We start from the raw sequence: 19,399 nt of genomic DNA, 5'->3' as shown, positions 1-19,399 counted from the left end.
GCATGGAAGTCTCTCGTATCCGGGCCTTGCGCGGCCCAAATCTCTGGTGCCGCCATACGGCCATCGAAGCCATCGTGGCCTGCTCGGATCAATCCCAATTGCTGGCCGAACTGCCGGGCTTTGAAGACCGCCTGCGCGCGCGCTTTCCGGCGATTGGCCCGTTGCGCCCAGATGACGAAGCCGACGCGCCATCGATTGCGCACGCATTGGAAGCCGCCGCGCTGGGCCTGCAAGCTGCCGCCGGTTGCCCGGTGACGTTCAGCCACACCGAGCCCACGCTCGAACCGGGCACGTATCAGGTCGTCGTGGAATACAGCGAAGAGGAGGTGGGCCGACTGGCATTCGAGCTGGCCGGCCAACTTTGCCTGGCTGCACGCGACGATCAGCCGTTCGATCTGGACGACGCGCTGCACCGCCTGCGCGAGCTGGACGAAGACGTGCGCCTGGGGCCCAGCACCGGCTCCATCGTCTACGCCGCCGTGGCGCGCGGGATTCCGTACCGCCGTCTTACGCAGGGCTCGATGGTGCAGTTTGGCTGGGGTAGCAAGCAGCGCCGCATCCAGGCCGCCGAAACCGACATGACCAGCGCCGTGGCCGAATCCATTGCGCAGGACAAGGATCTGACGAAGACCCTGCTGCACGCGGCCGGCGTGCCGGTACCGCTGGGCCGTTCGGTGCGCAGCGCAGAGGAAGCCTGGGAAGCCGCGCAGGAAATCCACGGCCCGGTCGTGGTCAAGCCGCGCGACGGCAACCAGGGCAAAGGCGTGGCCGTGCGCATCCGCACGCGCGAAGAAGTGATGACGGCCTATGAGGTCGCGGCCGACATTTCGTCGGACGTGATCGTCGAGCGCTACATTCCGGGCCACGATTTCCGCCTGCTCGTGGTGGGCAAGCACCTGGTGGCGGCTGCACGCCGCGACCCGCCGCAAGTCATTGGCGACGGCAAGCACACCGTGCGTGAGCTTGTTGACGAAGTAAACCGCGACCCGCGACGCGGCGAAGGGCATGCCACGTCGCTCACGAAAATCCGATTTGACGACATTGCGCTGGCCACGCTCGCCAAGCAGGGCCTGAGCGCCGACGCCGTGCCGCCCAAGGGCACGCGCGTGGTGTTGCGCAACAACGCGAACCTCTCCACAGGCGGCACCGCCACCGACGTGACCGACGATGTGCACCCCGCCATCGCGGCGCGTGCCGTGGCGGCAGCACAGATGGTCGGCCTCGACATCTGCGGCGTGGACGCCGTGTGTGAAACGATGCTCAAGCCGTTCGAGGACCAGGCCGGCGGCATTGTGGAAGTCAACGCCGCGCCGGGTTTGCGCATGCATTTGCAGCCGTCGTACGGCAAGGGCCGTGCCGTGGGCGAGGCGATCGTCTCCACGATGTTTGCCGACGGCGACGACGGGCGCATTCCCGTGGTGGCCGTGTCCGGCACCAACGGCAAGACGACGACGGTGCGCCTGATCACGCATCTGCTCGCCACCAGTGGCCTGCGCATGGGCATGACCGGCACCGACGGCGTGTACATCCAGGGCCAGCGCATCGACACCGGTGATTGCAGCGGCCCGCGCAGCGCGCGCAACGTGCTGCTGCATCCGGACGTCGACGCTGCCGTCTTCGAAACCGCGCGCGGCGGCCTGCTGCGCGAAGGCCTCGCGTTCGACCGCTGTGACGTGGCGGTCGTGACGAACGTGGGCGAAGGCGACCACCTGGGCCTGAACTACATCAGCACGGTGGAAGACCTGGCCGTGCTCAAGAGCGTGATCGTGCAGAACGTGGCGCCGCGCGGCATGGCGGTCCTGAACGCCGCCGACCCGATGGTCGCGCGCATGGCCGACGGCTGCCCCGGATCGGTCACGTTCTTCGCGCATGACGCCAGCCTGCCGACCATGGCCCTGCACCGCGCGCAGGGTAAGCGCGTGGTGTTTGTCGATGGCGCAGAGATTGTGGCCACCGAAGGCGCCAACGAAACGCGCATTGCACTGGCCGACATTCCGCTTACGCGCAACGGCACCATCGGCTTCCAGGTTGAAAACGCGATGTCGTCGATTGCTGCTGCATGGGCGCTTGGCATCGATTGGGCGATCATCCGCCGCGGCCTCGCGACCTTTGTGAACGACGCCGCCACCGCGCCCGGCCGCTTCAACGTATTCGATTACAAGGGCGCCACGCTCATCGCCGACTACGGCCACAATCCCGACGCCATCCAGGCGCTATGCAACGCCGTGGCCACCATGCCGGCCCAGCGCCGCTCGGTGGTGATCAGCGGGGCTGGCGATCGCCGCGACGAGGATATCCGTCGCCAGACGCAGATTCTGGGTGGCGTGTTTGACGACGTCGTGTTGTATGAGGATCAGTGTCAGCGTGGGCGTGAGGATGGCGAGGTGCTCGCGCTGCTACGTGAAGGGCTGCAGGGTGCATCGCGCACGAGCCGCGTTGATGAAATCCGTGGTGAATTCCTGGCGATCGACACGGCGCTGGGGCGGTTGCAGCCAGGTGATCTCTGCCTGATTTTGATTGATCAGGTGGAGGAGGCACTGGAGCATATTGCTAAGCGGGTTGGGGAGTGAGTTTTGGCCCGGTTGATGGGGTTCGCTGGGATTTGTTTTTTGTGGTCCATCCCCCTTTCGTTCCCTGCCGGGACCGACTTACTTTTCTTTGTCTTGCCAAAGAAAAGTAAGCAAAAGAAAGGCGCGCCCGAGATGGCGAAAGACTCCTTGAATTTGCGTAACCGGGCGGAGGCGGGGAAAACTCGCTTCGCTCAGACAGTTCCCCGCCTTTTTTCCGCCCGCTTACGAAAATTCAAGGCGCCATCAAGGGCTCAACGTCAAAAGAGAAAGGCCAACCCATCGCGCGGTTGGCTTTTTCGTTTGGGCTGGCGCCCCGAGGGCGTGGTCGTTGTCTTTGGCCTTTGACGTACCTGCCCTAGATGGCGCCTTGAATTTCTGTTGCAGGGAGGAAAAAGAGGGGAGGCCTGTTTGAGCGCAGCGAGTTTGCCTCTCCTCCCTCCCTGCGACATAAATTCAAGGAATCTTTCGCCATCTCGGGCGCGCATTTCTTTGCTTACTTTCCTTTGGCAAGACCAAAGAAAGTGAGTCAGCCCCGGCAGGGGATGAAACAAGGGATGCACCAACAACAAAAAAACCAACACCAAACCACCCTCAACATCGTTGGCCTATGATGACGCGTCCCCTTAGTCCCCTCGCCATCATGTCCAATCCCACCACGCTCGCCCCAGTAGAACTGGCGAAGTGCTACCGCCTCCTGAACCACGGCCCGACCACACTGGTCACCAGCGCCCACAACGGCGTGCGCAACGTCATGGCAGCCGCCTGGGCGATGCCGCTCGACTTTGATCCGCCCAAGGTGCTTGTCGTGGTCGACAGCCGCACTCTCACGCGCGAGCTGATCGAGGCTTCCGGTGTCTTTGCACTGAACATCCCCACCCGCGCAATTGCTGAGACCACGCTCGCGGTGGGCACGCTCTCGGGCCGCGATGGCGACAAGTTCGATGCGCTCGGCCTCGCCACCATGCCCGCCCGCACGATCGATGTGCCGCTGGTGGCCGGCTGCGCAGGATGGCTGGAATGCCGGGTCATTCCCGAACCGCACAACGAGAAACGCTACGACCTTTTCATCGCAGAAGTGACAGCCGCCTGGGCAGACCCAGCGCTGTTCAGCAACGGCCGCTGGCACTTTACCGATGCGGGCAGCAAGACCGTGCATTACCTCGCAGGCGGTGCATTTTTTGAGACCGGCGATGCATTCATCGTGGAGCCCAAACAGCCATGAGCGACGTCGCCATCCGCCCATTGATCGGCGAGGACGCCGAGGCCTTCAAGGCGCTGCGTCTGAAAGCCATTCAAGACGCGCCCACCGCCATCTGGCCGACGCACGATGAAGAGTCGGCGCGCACGCTGGAGGAAACCCGCAACCGCATCCGGGCGACTGAGCACCAGATCGTGTTTGGTGCCTTTGCGGGGCGCGAACTGATCGGCATTGCCGGGTTGCGGCGTGAAGCGCTCGCGCAAGTCGCGCACAAGGCTGTGCTGTGGGGCGTATTTGTTGACCCTGCGCATCGGCGAGGCGGCATTGCCGGCCGGCTGCTCAACGCGGCCGTTGCGCATGCGCGTGCTGCACAGGTGCTGCAGATTCATCTCTGCGTGAACGCCGAAAACCCGCGTGCGCAAGCGCTGTATCGCAACGCGGGTTTCGAGACCTTCGGCATCGAGCGCCGCGCCATGCGTGTCGGTAACCGCTTCTATGACGAAGAACACATGGCGCTGCGGCTCGACGTCTGACCCGTCAGGCGCATGCCATCAGGTCCGCCACACCCTGGCTGGCTTCAGCGCGGATGCGTGCCACATCCAGCCCGCACACCACACCTTCGTCCACCACGACACGGCCGCCGATGATGCTGGTGCGCACGGCAATGGGCTCGCCGGCCACCACGGGCGCGAGCGCCGGATCGTGGAAGCCGTAGAAGCGCGGGTGGTTGATGTCGTAGAGCACAAGATCGGCCGCTTGCCCGACCTGCAGCGTGCCGACTTCACTCAAGCCAAGCACGCGCGCGCCGCCAGCGGTCGCCCAGTGAATGACATCTTCAGCGGTGGTGGCACTGGCGCCTTGGGTGGCACGGTGGATCAGCCAAGCGGTGTTGACCTCGCCGGTCATGCTGCCGGATTCGTTGGACGCCACGCCATCCACGCCCAAAGACACCGGCACACCAGCCGCCGCCAGTTGCGGCACCGGTGCGATGCCGCTGCCCAGCCGGCTGTTGCTGACGGGGCAATGCGCGATGCCGCTCCCCGTTTGCGCGAGCATGCGAATCTCCGACGGCTGCAGGTGCACGAGGTGCGCGAACCAGACGTCCGGACCGAGCCACTCGTGCTCGGCTACGAACTCCACCGGCAGGCAGTTGTATTTCTCGCGGCAGAAGCGCACGTAGTTGTCGGTCTCTGACAGGTGCGTATGCATGCGCAGGTGCATGCCGCGCGCCGCATGGGCCAGTTCCACCAACAACGCCGGCGGCAACGAGAACGTCGGTGTGGTCGGTGCCACCACCACGCGGCGCATCGAATCGGGGGCGTCGTCGTGATAGCGGTGCTTGAGCCGCTCGATGTCGGCCAGCATCTGGTCGAGCGTCTCGGGCTGCAGCGCCGTCTTCGAGAAGCCCGGGTGGCTGCTGGCAGATTCGATGGTGCCGCCGCGGCACAGCACGAAGCGCATGCCGAATTCATCGGCAACGTTGAACAACATGTCGCCCGATTCGGTGCTGCCGCCTGCGTGATAGAGGTAGTGGTGGTCGGCGCAGGTGGTGGCGCCTGACAGCAGCAGCTCCGCCATGCCCAGCCGCGCAGCCGTGCGCATCAATTCCGGCGTGAAGAGCGGCAAGCGCGGATACGGCACGCTGGCCAGCCACCCTTGCAGGTCCTGGTTCATGCCTTCCGGCACGGCCTTGAGCAGGTTCTGGAACAAGTGGTGGTGCGTGTTGATCCAGCCCGGGTAGACGATGCAATCGCTGGCGTCGATGACCCGCTCGCCAGGGCGCGGCATGAGGTCCGCGCCCATCTCGGCGATGCGGCCGCCGGCGATGCGGATATCGACCGCACCGGCGCGGGCAGCGTCGCCGCGCAAGCCGGTCATGACGGCCATGGGGCGGCGAACGAGGATGTCTTGAGGCGTGTTGTGCATGGAGTTGTCCAATGGATGATCAGGCGCGGCCCGCTGTGCGCACCACAGACGCCGGAACGTGCGCTTCTTCGGTGCCGTTGAGCAGCAGGTTCAACGCTACGGAGACCAGGCAGGCGATGACCACGCCGCTGTGCAGGAACGGTTGCGTCCAGTCGGGCAGGGCCTTGAACAGCGTGGGTGCGAGCACCGGCACCAGCGCGGCGGCAATCGTGAAGCCCACGATGAGCACGTTGTAGCGGTTGTGCTCGTAGTCGACGCGTGCCAGGGTCTGGATGCCTGCTGCGGCCACCACGCCGAACATGGCAATGCCGGCGCCGCCCAATGCGGCCGATGGCGTGGCCGCAATTACTGCGCCGGCCTTCGGCACGAGTGCTACGAGACACATCAGCACGCCGCTCACAGCCACCACCCAGCGGCTGCGCACACCGGTCAGCACCACGAGGCCGACGTTCTCCATGAACGCTATGAACGGGAAGGCCGCGAACATACCCGCAATGGCGCTGGCCAGGCCGTTGGCGCGCAGGCCGTTGATGGCTTCCTCTTCTTCGATCGGCTTTTCGACGATGTCGCCAATGGCCAGGAACAGGCCCATCGATTCCACCATCTGCACGATCATCACCACGATCATGGTGAGTGCGGGCACCACCGCAAATACGGGCACCCCAAAGTGGAACGGCACCGGCAGCGTGACCCACGGCGCTTCAGCCACCCCGTGGAAGTTGCCCATGCCCATGGCGCAGCCGAGCAACGTGCCGACGATCATGCCCACCAGCACAGCAAGGTTACGCAGCAGCGGGCTGCCGAAGCGGTTGATGAGCAGGATGGTGGCAACCACGACCACGGCCACCAGCAGAAACGACGGCGCACCGAAATTGGCGGCGTTGCGTCCTCCGCCCACCCAGTCATACGCGACGGGAAAGAGCTGCAGGCCGATGACGGTCACGATGCAGCCCGTGACCACCGGTGGAAAAAATCGCCGCAGCCGCCCCACCAGCGGTGCGGCGAGCAGCGTAAACAGCCCGGCCGCAATGACCGCGCCGCACACGCCCGCGAAACCTACGGCAGGGTTGGTGCCGATGGCAATCACCGGCCCCACGCTGCTGAATGCCACCCCCTGCAGGATCGGCAACCGCACCCCGAACTTCCAGAACCCGATGGTCTGTAACAGCGTGGCAATGCCCGAGCAGAACAACGTGGTGCTGATGAGGACAATGGTGTCCGCCTGCGACATCTTCAGTGCTGATGCAATGATCATCGGCACCGCAATGGCGCCGATGTACGACACCGCCATATGCTGCAAGCCCAACGTCAACATCTGTCGGGTCGACAGAATCTGGTCGACCGGGTGTACGGCTGTTGTCATGGTTTGTCTCCTATCGTTGTCATGCCCGGGGCGTGCCAGGAGCCGCCCTCGGGTCAGGGGGATGTCATGTCATGGCATGCTCACGCCGCCAGACACGCGTTGAAACCGTCCTGCAGGGCCGCACGATCGAGGTCGCGGCCGATGAAGACGATCTTGCTGCTGCGCGCTTCGCTGCCCCAGGGCTGCGTTGCGCGAAAGTCGATGAGGCTGTGCACGCCCTGCAGCACGTAGCGCTGCGCCTGGCCCTTCACGGCCAGGATGCCCTTCATGCGGAACAGCGTTTCCGAGTGCTCGGTGCGCAAGTTATCGATCCAGGTATGAAAGCGGACGAGGTCCACGTCGGCCGGCACGTCAAAGCCCACGGACGAGACGCTCGGATCGTGCTGGTGGTCGTGCTCGTGTTCGTATTCATGTTCGTATTCATGTTCGTGAGCCTCGGCATGGGCATGCTCATGTTCATGGTTGTGTTCGTCATCGTCATGCTCGCCATGCCCAGCGTGCGCCCCGATCTCCAGCAGTTTCTGCGTGGCTTCGAACGCGCCCACGCCGATGATCTTGTCGAGATCGATTTCGGCATAGCTGGAGGTGACGATGTCGGCCGTGGCGTTCAACCCGCGGATGCGCCCGCGCAGCGCGTCGATGTCGTCTCTGTTCACGAGATCCACCTTGTTGATGACGATGCGGTCTGCGCAGACGATCTGGTCGACGGCCTGGTTGTCGACGCCGTCCAGGTGCAGGTCGTCCAGATGCGCGCCGATGTGCTTGGCATCGACCATGGTGACGATGGCGTCAAGCTCCACGTGTTCGGCGATCGGGTCGTCAATGAAAAACGACTGCGCTACCGGATACGGATCGGCCAGGCCGCTGGTTTCCACCAGGATGTGGTCGAGCCGCTCGGGCCGCGCGACAAGCTGGCGCACGATGCGCACGAGGTCTTCGCGCACCTCGGCCGTGCAGCACACGCAGCCGTTGACCATCTCGTAGATTTCTTCGTTCTCCGAGGCCATGACCAGCCCACCGTCGATGCCGACCTCGCCGAACTCGTTTTCGATCACGGCGATCTTGCGGCCGTGGTTCTCACGCAGGATGAAGTTCAGCAGCGTGGTTTTGCCGGCCCCCAGGAAGCCGGTGAGGATGGTGACCGGAATCTTGGTGTTCGGGCCGGGAAGCGCAGCGTGCGCCGTGGTTTGGGGTTTCATGCAGTCTCCTTGTCAAGCGTGGGTGGGGTACGGACGAAGGCGGGTAAGGCGTGTTCGCCCCAGCGCAGGGCGGTGCCGGCATCGAGCCCGAACAGGTCGAGCACGCGGCCGAGGGTGTGGTCGATCATGTCGTCCAACGTATTGGGGCGCGCATAGAAGGCCGGCACGGGCGGCGCGACGATGGCTCCCATCTCCGTGACGGCCTGCATGTTGCGCAGGTGTGCCAGCGTGTATGGCGTCTCGCGCGCCATCAGTACGAGCGGCCGGCGTTCCTTGAGCGTGACGTCTGCCGCGCGGGTGAGCAGCGTCGACGAGACGCCGGTGGCGATCTCTGCGAGCGACTTCATCGAGCAGGGCGCGACGATCATGCCCAGCGCACGGAACGATCCGCTGGCAATGCCGGCAGCCATGTCGTCCGCACGGTGGTAGTGCGTGGCGCGATCGATCACTTCGGCGAGCTTGTACGGCGTTTCGTGCGCCATCGTCAGCAGCGCAGAACGCGTGACGACCAGGTGCGTCTCCACATCCAGAGCGCGCAGCAGTTCAAGCAACCGCACGCCATAGATGAAGCCCGACGCACCGCTGATGCCGACCACCATGCGTGGACGGCTGGGAGCGTGAAGGTGGCGGGCACTCATGGCCGCACTCCGGCCTGGCGCAGGATGTCGCTCGCGCGGGCAATGGCCTGCGGATCGATGCGTGCGCGGATGCCTTCAAAGCCCGCGCCGCGCGTGGCGTCGATGCCCATGCGCGAGGTCGTGCCGTGCACCGAAGACGATGGGTCGAGCGGGCTGCCGGGCAGGCCGTCGACCATGAAGACGTCCTGATGCGGCTGGAAGTGCGTGGCCATGGCCCACAGCACCTGCTCGTCCTGCTGCAGATCGATATCCGAATCCACGGCAATCACGGTCTTGAGGTACGGGTCCCATCCGAGCAGCGCGAGCATGACCTGGCGGGCCTCGCCGTCGCGCGTTGGGTTGAGCGCCACGTAGCAATGAAAGTGCGTGCCGGAGTTCGGGTAGTGCAGCGCCGTCACCGATGGGAAACGCGCCTTGAGCTTTTCACTCATCTCGGCCTCGCGCGGCAGGCGGGCAAGCGTGAGGTGCTCCGCATATGGGCCGCCCACCACGTCGACCAGCCAGGCATCGCGCCGGCGCATCAGCGTGTCAATGCGCAGCACGTTGTTGGTGGAACGGTCCGACGAATAGCCGGTGAACTCACCGAACGGGCCTTCCTCGGCATAGGCGGCAGGGTCGATGGTGCCTTCGAGCACGAACTCCGCTGCCGCGGGCACGCCAATGCCGTAGCGCGGCGTGCGGACGATTTCGAGCGGTGCGCCGAGCAGGCCGCCAGCCACAGCGCGTTCATCGGCACCAAATGGCAGGCGGGCGGCGGCGGCCAGCATGAACAGCGGATGCGCGCCCACCACCATGGCAACACGCAGCACGTCACCGCGCTCGCGTGCGGTCTGCAGCATGCGCCATAGGTGGCCGCGCGAGTGCAGGCTCGTCGCCAATGCGTTGCGTGCATGGCGCATCGAGCGGTGATAGCTCATGTTTGCCACGCCCGTCACCGGGTCTTCGGCCACGATGATGGCGTTGGTGATGTAGGGCGCGCGGTCGCTCTCGAAGTGCTTGATCATCGGCAGCAGCGCAACGTCCACTGCGTCGCCCTCGATCACTTCCTCGGTGATGGGCCCATGCGAGACGACGCGCGGCGCGATGGGCGCATTGGCGCGTGCCTGGAACGCGTCGTGCAGTTGATGGGGCAGGACGTCGAACAGCCGTGCCAGCCGTGTGCGCGAGGCAAAGACGTTGGTGACGAGCGGCACCTGCAGGCCGCTGACCTGCTCGCAGACCAGCATCGGGCTCTGGTTGCGCGCAGCAAGCTGGTCAATGACGGCGGTGACGTCCTGATCGGCAGAGATGCCGTTGTGCAGGGTCAGCACATCTTCCGGATACAGCTCGCGATAGAGATTGGCGAAGACATGGAAATCCTGGCCTTCGCCAAGCCGGGTCATGCTCATGGCACACCTCGCTAAGGGCGGGCGCCCGACCACAGAGGCCGGACGCCTGCGGGATCGGCGCTCAGGCCGCTTCTGCTGTCTGGACGTAGGTCGACTTCAGGCGCAGCTCCGCCTCCGCCAGGTCCTTCGGCGGCTTGGTGGGCTCGATGCCGACCAGCCGCGCGATGTTGTTGCCCAGATAGTCTTCAAGGTGGTCTTCATCGATGCCCAATCCTTGCGGCGGCGCCGAGCACAGCACCTCCAGCTCGCGCAGCCACATGCCGGGCTCGTTGGGCGGCGAATCGGTGCCGAAGACGATCTTGTCGCGCGGCAACTGCTTGGCAAACTCGACGATGCGTGACTGGAAGCACCAGCCCGATTCGCAGTACACGTTGGGCGTGTCCATCGCCATCCAGAACGCTTCGAACGAGTAGTTGCCGCCGGTCTGGATACCGAAATGGCCGATGATGAAATTCACCATCGGGAACTCGCGGATGATCGGGTAGAACATCGTCGGGATCGTGTACGGGCCGTCGCCTGTGTGGATCAGCACCACGATGTTGTACTTGGCGCAGACCTTCATGGCCGGGCGCAGCCAGTCGAGTGCGCGGTCGGGCCGGTAGCCGTGCATGTTGGCGTGCAGCTTGACCATCTTGAAGCCGTATTCCTTGATGTGGAATTCCAGCTCCGCCGCGCCGTTCTCCGGGCCCCAGCGCGGGTTGTACGTGAAGTTGCCGATGAAGCGGTCGGGGTACTTCTGCGTCAGTTCAGCGATGTACGCCATGTAGTCGCGAATGCCTTCACGGCCGCGGCGGTTGCCGTCGCGGTAGCCGGTGTTGCCCGGCGGCGGCTGGATGAAACCCATGTCGATGCGGCGCGGCTTGCCGTTGATCATGTAGGGGCCATCCATCAGCTGGATCATGCGCTCGCCGTTGAACGGCGTGCCGGTGTGGCGCCAGGCCTCGTCAACGAGGTTGGTCGGGTGCAGATGCGTATCGATAATCATGTGTGCGCTCCGTGCGTTCTGCGGTGGCTCAGGCGGCTGCCAGCGCGAGCTGCGCTTCGGCTTCGGCCACGGTCTTGGGCGGACGGGTCGGCTCCAGCCCGATCATGCGGGCGATGTTGTTGCCCAGGTAATCCTCGAGCGTGTCTTCATCGAGGTTCAGGCCCTGCGGCGGGTCCATGCACAACACTTCCAGCAGGCGCAGCCACATGCCGGGTTCGTTGGGCGGCGTGTCGGTGCCGAACAGGATCTTGTGCTTGGGCAGCACCTTGGCAAATTCGACGATGCGCGACTGCAGGCACCAGCCCGATTCGCAATACACGTTGGGCAGCTCCATGGCCCATTGCATCGGCTCGAACACGTAGACGCCGCCGGTCTGCACGCCGAAGTGCGCCATGATGAAATCGACGTTCGGGAACCGCTTGATCATCGGAATCCATTCCGACGGAATGCTGTAGGGGCCGTCGCCCGTATGCAGCTTGACGGGCACGCCCAGCTCGGCGCATTTCTCGAACGCGGGCATCACCCAGTCGAGCGCGCGGTCCGGCCGGTAGGCATGCATGTTGGCCTGCATCTGGACCATCTTGAAGCCGTGCTCCTTGACGTAGCGCTCGATGGCCTCCACGCCGTTCTGCACGCCACAGCGCGGGTTGTAGACGAAGCACCCGATGAAGCGGTCGGGGTACGTCTGCACCATCTTGAGCGTGTACGCCATGTAGGCGTCGATGGATTCGCGGCCCGAAAGCTCGCCGTCCGTCCAGGTGTAGATGGTGTTGCCCTGCGGCGGCTGGATGAAGGCCTTGTCGATACGGCGCGGCTTGCCGTTGATCATGTAGGGGCCGTCCATCATTTCGAGCAGGCGCTCGCCGGTAAAGGGGTCGCCGTCGTGCCACCACGCGAGGTCCACCAGGTCGGTGGGGTAGCAGCTGATGTCGATGATCATCGTTGGATCTCCTGATGACTGGGAGGAAGCGTGTGATGGCTTCCCGGTGAGGGCAGGCACGTGCGGCAGCGTGGCGCTTTGCTAGGCATGTGCCTTCCCCTCGCCGGATCGCGTGATGCCGGATGCGTGCTGCTTGGGGCGCAGTATCGGAGTCGGGGCCGGGGGCCGGCCAATACTATTTGGCGGCGGTCTTGATACGTTGCCGATATCGGCAAGCTGCCGGAGGGAGAAGCGGCCTCAGCCGCCCAGCGTGTCGCGCGCGAGTTGTTGCACCGCGCTCACCACGGCCTGCGCACGTTGCCCCTGCCCGCGCTGCCAGACGGCATACAGGTTGTAGTGCGCGGGGATGGCGACGTCCGTCAGCGGGACGAGGCGCCGATGCTGCAGCGCATCGGCCGCGAGCAGGCCCCGCACGAGTGCCACGCCAATGCCCGCCTCAGCCGCGGCGACCATGTTTGCGGCGTTGTCGAATGCCGCCACCACGGCGGGTTCCAGCGGCTCCAGGCCGGCGGCGTCAAGCCACGGAATCCACGAGCGCCGCGTGTAGCCCAGCAACGGCAGCGCCATCGCGGCCGATGGGGCCAGCGGCGCCTGCACGCCATGGCGCTCCAGCAGTGCCGGCGCCGCCACCGCGGTGACGTGGTCGCCACAGATCTGCGCCATCTCGCAGTCATCCCATTCGCCGTAGCCGTAGCGCAGCGAGACATCCACGCGCTCGAACGACGGCCGCTCGCCGCGCGTGGTCGACAGGAACATCACCTGGTAGCCGGGCAGCGCCGCCAGCAGCTGCGGCAGGCGCGCATTGAGCCAGCCCTGCGCCAGTTCGCTATCCACATCGACGATGAGCGTTTGCGGCACGTGCCGGTTGCGCACGGAAGACAGCGCCCGGTCCACCTGCCCGAAGCCGTCGGTGAGCATGCTCGCGAAGAGCTGGCCCGCATCGGTCAGCACGATGCCGCCCGCCTCACGCACGAACAGCGGCTGGCCGATGAATTCCTCCAGCGAGCGAATCTGCTGGCTGATCGCGCTGTGCGTCAGGTCCAGTTGCTGCGCGGCCTTGGTAAAGCTGCCGGTGCGCGCGGCCTGCAGGAAGGCATGCATCGACTGGATCGACGGATAACGCTTGTACATGGCGGCGGTGGGTGAGCTGTTAGTTCGACTTACAAGGCCTGGCAGAAATCGTCGCTGGCCGGGTGCCGGGGCGCGGCTTCATATTGCTGCCAGGCGCGGCCGCATGAGACGGCCCGATTCTGGAGGAGACAATGATGACCGAGATTATGGTCAATGGCGCGCCCCACGCGCTTGACGCCGCCGATGCCGACATGCCCCTGCTGTGGGTGTTGCGCGATCGGCTCAAACTGACGGGCACCAAGTTCGGCTGCGGTGGCGGCTTCTGTGGGGCGTGCACGGTCCATCTGGATGGCGCACCGATCCGCGCGTGCATCACGCCTGTATCGGCGGCGGCCGGGCACAGCGTTACCACTATCGAAGGGCTGTCGAAAGACGGCACGCACCCGCTGCAGCGTGCCTGGGTGGCGGAAGACGTACCGCAGTGCGGCTACTGTCAGTCCGGACAGATCATGTCTGCAGCCGCGTTGCTGGCGGCAGGCACGCCGGTCAACGACGAAGCCATCACGAATGCCATGGCCGGCAACATCTGCCGCTGCGGCACCTACGGGCGCATCCGCCAGGCCATCAAGCGCGCCGCCGACGAGCGAGGCAAGGCATGAGCGCGCCGCGTGAATTGCAGACACCGTCGCGCCGCCATTTCCTGCGGCAAAGCGCGCTGCTGACGGCAGGGCTGGCAGTCGGCTTTCGCTTGCCCGATGCGCTGGCCGCCGACAAGGATACGGCTGCAGGCGAGTTCGAGCCCAATGCCTGGGTGCGGGTGCTGGCTGACAACACCGTAAAGATCGTCGTCCACAAGCACGATTCCGGCACCGGCACGCAAACCGCGCTGGCGGCGTGCGTGGCCGAAGAGCTGGATGTCGACCCGATGCGCATTGCCGTCATCACGCCGGAAGACCCGTTCTTCCACGATTACATCCACCCGATCTGGAAGGTGTATTCCACCGGCGGCAGCACCAGTGTGTCGCTCGAATATGTGCGCCTGCGGCAAGCCGGCGCCACGGCGCGCGCGATGCTCGTGAGCGCGGCAGCGCAACGCTGGGGTGTGCCCGCCGCCAACTGCAGCACGGCCAGCGGCACCGTCATCTGTAACGACGGCCGCAAGGCCACCTACGGCGAATTGGCCGATGCGGCAGGTCGCCTGCCTTCGCCTGCCAATGTGACGCTGAAGAACCCGGCGGACTTCAAATACATCGGTAAGCTGCGGCACAAACGCGACGCGCTGGCCAAGGCCACAGGCCAGTTCCAATACGGCATCGATGTGTCGTTGCCGGGCATGCTGGTGGCGGTGGTGCAGCGTGCGCCAATGCCGGGTGCACGCGTGCGCCGCGTCGACAGCGCCGACGCGCTGAAGGTGCGCGGCGTGCACCAGGTCATCACGATTCCGATGCGGCCCGATGTGCTGGGCGGCAACCAGGAAGGCGTGGCCGTGCTGGCGGATGACTACTGGGCCGCCAACAAAGGACGCGCCGCCCTCAAGGTGGAATGGGACGACAGCGCCTTCGCCGATTTCGACAGCGGCCACGTCGCTCAGCACCAGGCCGCATGGCTTGCCAGCGGCAAGGCGCGCGTGGTGCACACCGTGCAGAGCGGCAATACGGACGTGGCGATGGCGCACGGGGCAAAACGCATCAAGGCGGCCTACCGCATGCCCTACAAGCAACAGAACCCGCTGGAGCCCGTCAACATCACCGCGTGGTTCAAGGACGGTGCCATCCAATACTGGGGCGGCATCCAGGTGCCGTCCACCGCCATGGAAGCGGCCGAGACGATCTGCAGCGTGCCGCGCGACAAGGTGGTGATGCACGAGATGGTGTCAGGCGGCAGCTTTGGTGCGCGTGAGAGCAAATACTGGCTGTTCGAGGCGAGCTACCTTGCCAAGAAGACTGGCGTGCCGATCAAGCTGATGAACAGCCGCGAAGACGAGATGCGCGCGCTGTACGGACACCCCGCCACGTATCACCAGCTCGAAGGCGCGCTCAATGCGCAGGGCCGGCTCGATGCGCTGCGTATTCGCGCCGTGTCGCCTGCCTCCCCCGAACAATGGGAGCCGGGCTACTTCGACCGCCCCGACCGCATGGATTACAGCACCACCGAGGCCATCTCGAAGTGGGACTTCCCATACCGTGCCAACCACATGGACATCGGCTGGGTGCGCCACGAAACGGGCATTCCGACGGGCTGGTACCGGGCCGTCAGCTTCATCCCCAACGTGTTCGCCACTGAGAGCTTCATGGACGAACTGGCTGCGGCGGCGCGGCGTGATCCGGTTGAATTCCGCGTCGCCCACATGGCCGATCGGCCACGGCATGTCGACGTGCTGCGCACCGCCGCGCAGCGTGCCGGATGGGGGAAAACTGCCCACGGGCATGCGCTGGGCGTGGCGACTCACCAGGCGTATGACAGCTACATCGCCGTGGTAGCACAGGTGGCGCGTAAGGACGGCCGCGTCGTCGTCGAAAAGCTCACCTGCGTGGCCGACGTCGGCCTGGCCGTCTCGCGCACCGGCGTGGAAGAGCAGCTTTACGGTGGCCTGATGTGGGGCCTCGGCCATGCGCTGTTCGATCGCATCGACATCCATGGCGGGGCGGTGCAGCAAAGCAATTTCCACGACTATCCCGTCATGCGCATGTCGGACATGCCGGCCATCGATATCGTCATCATCGATGGCAATCGCGACAAGCCCGGCGGTGTGGGCGAGCTGGCCAACCCGCCGGTGGCGCCGGCCATTGCCAATGCCATCTTCCGGTTGACCGGCAAGCGCCAGCGCGAGACGCCGTTCAAGCTCGATCTGCAGGCTTAGCGCATCGTGGACATCCGCCTGCTGCGCTATTTCTCGGTGCTGGCCGACGAGCTGCATTTCGGCCGTGCGGCGGCGCGCCTGTTCATGTCGCAGCCGCCGCTGAGCCAGCAAATCAGGCTGTTGGAAGATGAGATCGGCACGCCGTTGTTTGTGCGCAGCCACCACCGCGTAGAACTGACGGCGGCCGGCCACACGCTCAAAGAGCAAGCGCCGCTCGTGTTTGCACAGCTCAACCGCGCGTTGGATCTGACCCGGCAGGCAGGCCGTGGCCAGGTGGGCGAGCTGGAAATCGGCATGATCAGCTCGGTGATGGTGGGGCTGCTGCCCGAAGCGCTGCGCCAGTTTCGCGAGCGCTACCCCGGCGTTGAATGGCGGCTGCAAGAAATGACGCCCGCCGCGCAGGTGGCCGCGCTCAAGGAGCGCCGCATCGACGCATGCATCTTCCGGCTGGGCCACGAAGACCCCGCCGTGCGCAGCGAGCTGCTGCAGCACGAGCCGATCGTGATGGCGTTGCCGGCCACGCACCGCCTGGCCGGACACACCAGCCTCGCGCTCGGCGATTTTGCCGGCGAGCCGTTCGTTGCATTCGAATCCAAACGCTCACGCTTTGCCGATCACCTGCTGCATCTGTGCATCCAGGCCGGCTTTGCGCCGCTGGTGCGCCAGCAAGTGACCGAAGTGCAGACGCTGCTGGCGCTGGTGAGCGCAGGCTTTGGCGTGGCGCTGCTGCCCGGCTCCACAGCCAATCTGGCGCCGCCTGGTGTGGTTTTTCGGCCGTTGGAGCCAGCGCTGCCGGCCGTGCCGCTATACGTGCACTATCGCGTGGACGATCACTCGCCGGTGCTCAAGGCCTTTCTGGAGACGCTGCGGGAACTGAGCGGCACGAGCGAAGGCGCCGTCGCAGCGCAGCCTCAGTCTGTGCCGGTCAGCCGATAGTCCGTCGGCCGCATGCCCGTCCATTTGCGGAAGGCGCGATGGAAGGCGCTCGGTTCTGCAAAGCCGACAGCGATGGCAATGTCGGCGATCGTGCGGCGCGTGTCCTGCAACTGGCCGATGGCAATGTCACGCCGCAAGTCGTCTTTGATGGACTGATACGTGTGGCCTTCCAGCTTCAGACGCCGGCGCATCGTCGCTTCGGCCACGTTCAGCTTGAGCGCCATTGCGTCAGACGCGGGCCAACTTGCGACCGGCAGGTTGCGCAGCGTCTTGCGCACGCGCGCCGCAAATGAATCCGGGTTGCGGTACTTGACGATGAAGTTGCCCGGCGCGTCGCGCAAAAAGGTCTTGATGGACGCTGCTGTCTGGATGACGGGCAGTTCCAGGAAAGCCGGCGAAAGATCGACGAACGACGCATCCTGCTTGAACGCCATGTCGTCGCAAAACATCAGGCGGTATTCCTGTGCGTCTTGCGGCGCCGCACAACGGAAGCGCGCGGCAATGAACGGAATGCGTCGCCCCACCAGCCAGCACACCAGGCCGTAGACCATGATGAGCCACGTGGCGTAGGTGAACATGGGCGGCACCCGCGTGCCCTTGCGGTGCACAAAAACGAGACGCACGCGGTCCGGGCCCTCTTCGATTTGCACATGCAGGTCGTCCAGCACCAGCCGCAGGAAACCGACGGCCCGCGCCAGCGCCTGCCGGCCGGTGCGCGCGGTGAGCGCGGCCTGCGTCATCGCTACGAAGCTGCCCCAGCGCATGGGGTGCGCATCCTGCCCGAAGAACTCATCGTCCATGGCCCGCGCAATGCCGGCCCACAGCGCGCCGTACTGCGCGGACGACACGCGGCTGCGCGGCTGCGCCAGCATCTGCGGCGTGATGCCGGCGGCCGCCATGATGGGCTGCGTGTCGACGCCATGCGCGCGCGCACGTGTCACGGCCTCGTTGACGAGACTGACAGAGACGGTTCCTTTTTCGTTGTTTTTCATCGGTATGGCAAATCCGCTCACGCAAGTTGATCGTGACGGGCATCGAAGCCGCCCAGCCGCGTGCCTACACTTTTCCCCATCGAACCCAAGCGCCGCAGGCTGCACAGTGTAAGGCGCCTGCACAAGCAGCGTCACGCGGCCCCGGTCAGCAAACAAGCAAGAGCCAAGCGATGGACGATTTCTATACCGAAGAGCAGCGGATGATCCACGACGCTGCGCGCGACTTTGCCACCGAACGCCTGGCGCCCAACGCCGCGCAGTGGGACCGCGATGCTGCACTGCCGGATGACGTGGTGCGCGAGATGGGCGAGCTGGGCCTGCTGGGCATGATCGTGCCGGCGGAGTGGGGCGGTTCGTATACCGACTACGTGGCCTATGCGCTCGCCCTGGAAGAGGTGGCCGCCGGGTGCGCTGCCAGCGCGACGATGATGAGCGTGCACAACTCGGTCGGCTGCGGCCCCATCCTGAAGTTCGGCACCGAGGCGCAGAAGGCGCGTTATCTGCCGGATCTGGCCACGGGCCGCGCGATTGGCGCGTTCTGCCTGACCGAGCCGCACGCCGGCTCCGAAGCCAACAACCTGCGCACCCGCGCCGTGCTGCGCGATGGCAAGTGGGTGCTCAACGGCAACAAGCAATTCGTGACCAACGGCGCGCGGGCGGACATCGCCATCGTGTTTGCCGTGACCGACCCCGAAGCCGGCAAGCGCGGCATTTCTGCCTTTATCGTGCCGACCGACACCCCAGGCTTCCATGTTGGGCGGCCGGAGCACAAGCTCGGCATTCGCGCGTCGGACACCTGCCCGATCACGTTCGAAGACTGCGCGGTGCCTGAAGAAAACCTCTTGGGTGAACGCGGCGAAGGCCTGAAGATCGCGCTGTCGAACCTGGAAGGCGGGCGCATCGGGATTGCCGCGCAAGCCGTGGGCATTGCCCGCGCCGCATTCGATGCCGCGCGCAACTACGCAAATGAGCGCATCCAGTTTGGCAAGGCGCTGCGCGAGCACCAGACCATCGCCAACATGCTGGCCGACATGGCTACGCGCCTGAATGCGGCGCGCCTGCTCGTTCATCACGCGGCGCGCCTGCGCAGCGCAGACAAGCCATGCCTGTCGGAAGCCTCGCAGGCCAAGCTTTATGCGTCGGAACTGGCCGAGGAAATCTGCTCCAACGCCATCCAGATCCACGGCGGCTACGGCTACCTGGCCGACTACGCCGTCGAGCGTCACTACCGCGACGCGCGCATTACCCAGATCTACGAAGGCACCAGCGAAGTCCAACGGATGGTGATCGCGCGGCACGTCTAGCACGCACCGCGCACATCGACCGAACACGA

The 19,399-nt window shown here is 65.2% G+C and carries 16 protein-coding genes; 7 read left to right on the top strand and 9 right to left on the bottom strand.

Going from position 1 to position 19,399, the window contains the following annotated elements; all coding sequences use genetic code 11:
• Positions 1-2: 2 nt before the first annotated feature.
• The 3 genes from cphA to NKG59_RS03450 all read left to right on the top strand — a co-directional run bounded on the left by cphA (position 3) and on the right by NKG59_RS03450 (position 4,301).
• Positions 3-2,570 (top strand): cyanophycin synthetase, encoded by a 2,568-nt coding sequence (cphA, locus tag NKG59_RS03460; RefSeq protein WP_253535286.1) that lies wholly within the window; start codon positions 3-5, stop codon positions 2,568-2,570.
• Between the two features lie 607 nt (positions 2,571-3,177).
• Positions 3,178-3,792, top strand: coding sequence for a flavin reductase family protein (locus NKG59_RS03455; protein WP_253535284.1), 615 nt, complete (start codon positions 3,178-3,180; stop codon positions 3,790-3,792).
• A complete protein-coding gene (locus tag NKG59_RS03450) occupies positions 3,789-4,301 on the top strand; it encodes a GNAT family N-acetyltransferase (protein WP_253535282.1) in 513 nt (170 codons plus the stop codon). Before NKG59_RS03455 ends, NKG59_RS03450 begins: the two co-directional genes overlap by 4 nt.
• Positions 4,302-4,305: 4 nt before the next feature.
• Here the strand turns inward: NKG59_RS03450 and NKG59_RS03445 are convergent, their stop codons facing one another.
• From NKG59_RS03445 to NKG59_RS03410, 8 genes are all read right to left on the bottom strand, one after another.
• Positions 4,306-5,694, bottom strand: coding sequence for an amidohydrolase family protein (locus NKG59_RS03445; protein WP_253535280.1), 1,389 nt, complete (start codon positions 5,692-5,694; stop codon positions 4,306-4,308).
• A 19-nt stretch (positions 5,695-5,713) separates the two neighbouring features.
• Positions 5,714-7,057: a nucleobase:cation symporter-2 family protein gene (locus tag NKG59_RS03440; RefSeq protein ID WP_252694563.1), complete on the bottom strand. Its 1,344-nt coding sequence runs from the start codon at positions 7,055-7,057 to the stop codon at positions 5,714-5,716.
• Positions 7,058-7,137: 80 nt separating this feature from the next.
• Complete coding sequence (locus NKG59_RS03435) at positions 7,138-8,256, bottom strand: CobW family GTP-binding protein (protein WP_253535278.1); 1,119 nt, start codon at positions 8,254-8,256, stop codon at positions 7,138-7,140.
• The gene (locus NKG59_RS03430; RefSeq protein ID WP_253535277.1) at positions 8,253-8,894 is read right to left on the bottom strand and encodes a UbiX family flavin prenyltransferase; all 642 of its coding nucleotides are present in this window, start codon (positions 8,892-8,894) and stop codon (positions 8,253-8,255) included. The genes NKG59_RS03435 and NKG59_RS03430 overlap by 4 nt, the downstream gene beginning before the upstream one ends.
• Entirely contained in the window at positions 8,891-10,282 is a 1,392-nt protein-coding gene (locus tag NKG59_RS03425; RefSeq protein ID WP_045202149.1) for a UbiD family decarboxylase, read from the bottom strand. Before NKG59_RS03425 ends, NKG59_RS03430 begins: the two co-directional genes overlap by 4 nt.
• A gap of 61 nt (positions 10,283-10,343) precedes the next feature.
• Positions 10,344-11,267, bottom strand: a complete 924-nt coding sequence (locus NKG59_RS03420) for an amidohydrolase family protein (protein WP_027679411.1) — start codon at positions 11,265-11,267, stop codon at positions 10,344-10,346.
• A gap of 28 nt (positions 11,268-11,295) precedes the next feature.
• Positions 11,296-12,207, bottom strand: coding sequence for an amidohydrolase family protein (locus NKG59_RS03415; RefSeq protein WP_045202142.1), 912 nt, complete (start codon positions 12,205-12,207; stop codon positions 11,296-11,298).
• A gap of 237 nt (positions 12,208-12,444) precedes the next feature.
• Entirely contained in the window at positions 12,445-13,338 is an 894-nt protein-coding gene (locus NKG59_RS03410) for a LysR family transcriptional regulator (protein ID WP_253535275.1), read from the bottom strand.
• Between the two features lie 134 nt (positions 13,339-13,472).
• On the opposite strand from NKG59_RS03410, the gene NKG59_RS03405 reads away from it, so the two are divergent.
• From NKG59_RS03405 to NKG59_RS03395, 3 genes are read left to right on the top strand one after another with little or no spacing between them, the layout of a single operon-like run.
• A complete protein-coding gene (locus tag NKG59_RS03405) occupies positions 13,473-13,937 on the top strand; it encodes a (2Fe-2S)-binding protein (RefSeq protein WP_253535684.1) in 465 nt (154 codons plus the stop codon).
• Positions 13,934-16,138, top strand: a complete 2,205-nt coding sequence (locus tag NKG59_RS03400; protein ID WP_253535273.1) for a xanthine dehydrogenase family protein molybdopterin-binding subunit — start codon at positions 13,934-13,936, stop codon at positions 16,136-16,138. The genes NKG59_RS03405 and NKG59_RS03400 overlap by 4 nt, the downstream gene beginning before the upstream one ends.
• A gap of 6 nt (positions 16,139-16,144) precedes the next feature.
• Positions 16,145-17,074, top strand: a complete 930-nt coding sequence (locus tag NKG59_RS03395) for a LysR family transcriptional regulator (protein ID WP_253535271.1) — start codon at positions 16,145-16,147, stop codon at positions 17,072-17,074.
• Here the strand turns inward: NKG59_RS03395 and NKG59_RS03390 are convergent.
• Entirely contained in the window at positions 17,050-18,066 is a 1,017-nt protein-coding gene (locus NKG59_RS03390) for an AraC family transcriptional regulator (protein ID WP_253535269.1), read from the bottom strand. The two genes, NKG59_RS03395 and NKG59_RS03390, sit on opposite strands and share 25 nt — an antisense overlap.
• A 170-nt stretch (positions 18,067-18,236) precedes the next feature.
• On the opposite strand from NKG59_RS03390, the gene NKG59_RS03385 reads away from it, so the two are divergent.
• The gene (locus NKG59_RS03385) at positions 18,237-19,370 is read left to right on the top strand and encodes an acyl-CoA dehydrogenase (protein ID WP_045202132.1); all 1,134 of its coding nucleotides are present in this window, start codon (positions 18,237-18,239) and stop codon (positions 19,368-19,370) included.
• Positions 19,371-19,399: the final 29 nt, after the last annotated feature.

This window comes from Ralstonia chuxiongensis (assembly GCF_024158925.1).
GTDB lineage: Bacteria > Pseudomonadota > Gammaproteobacteria > Burkholderiales > Burkholderiaceae > Ralstonia > Ralstonia chuxiongensis.
The sequence above is the reverse complement of the archived record's forward strand: the minus strand, read 5'-3'. Positions and strand labels throughout refer to the sequence as shown.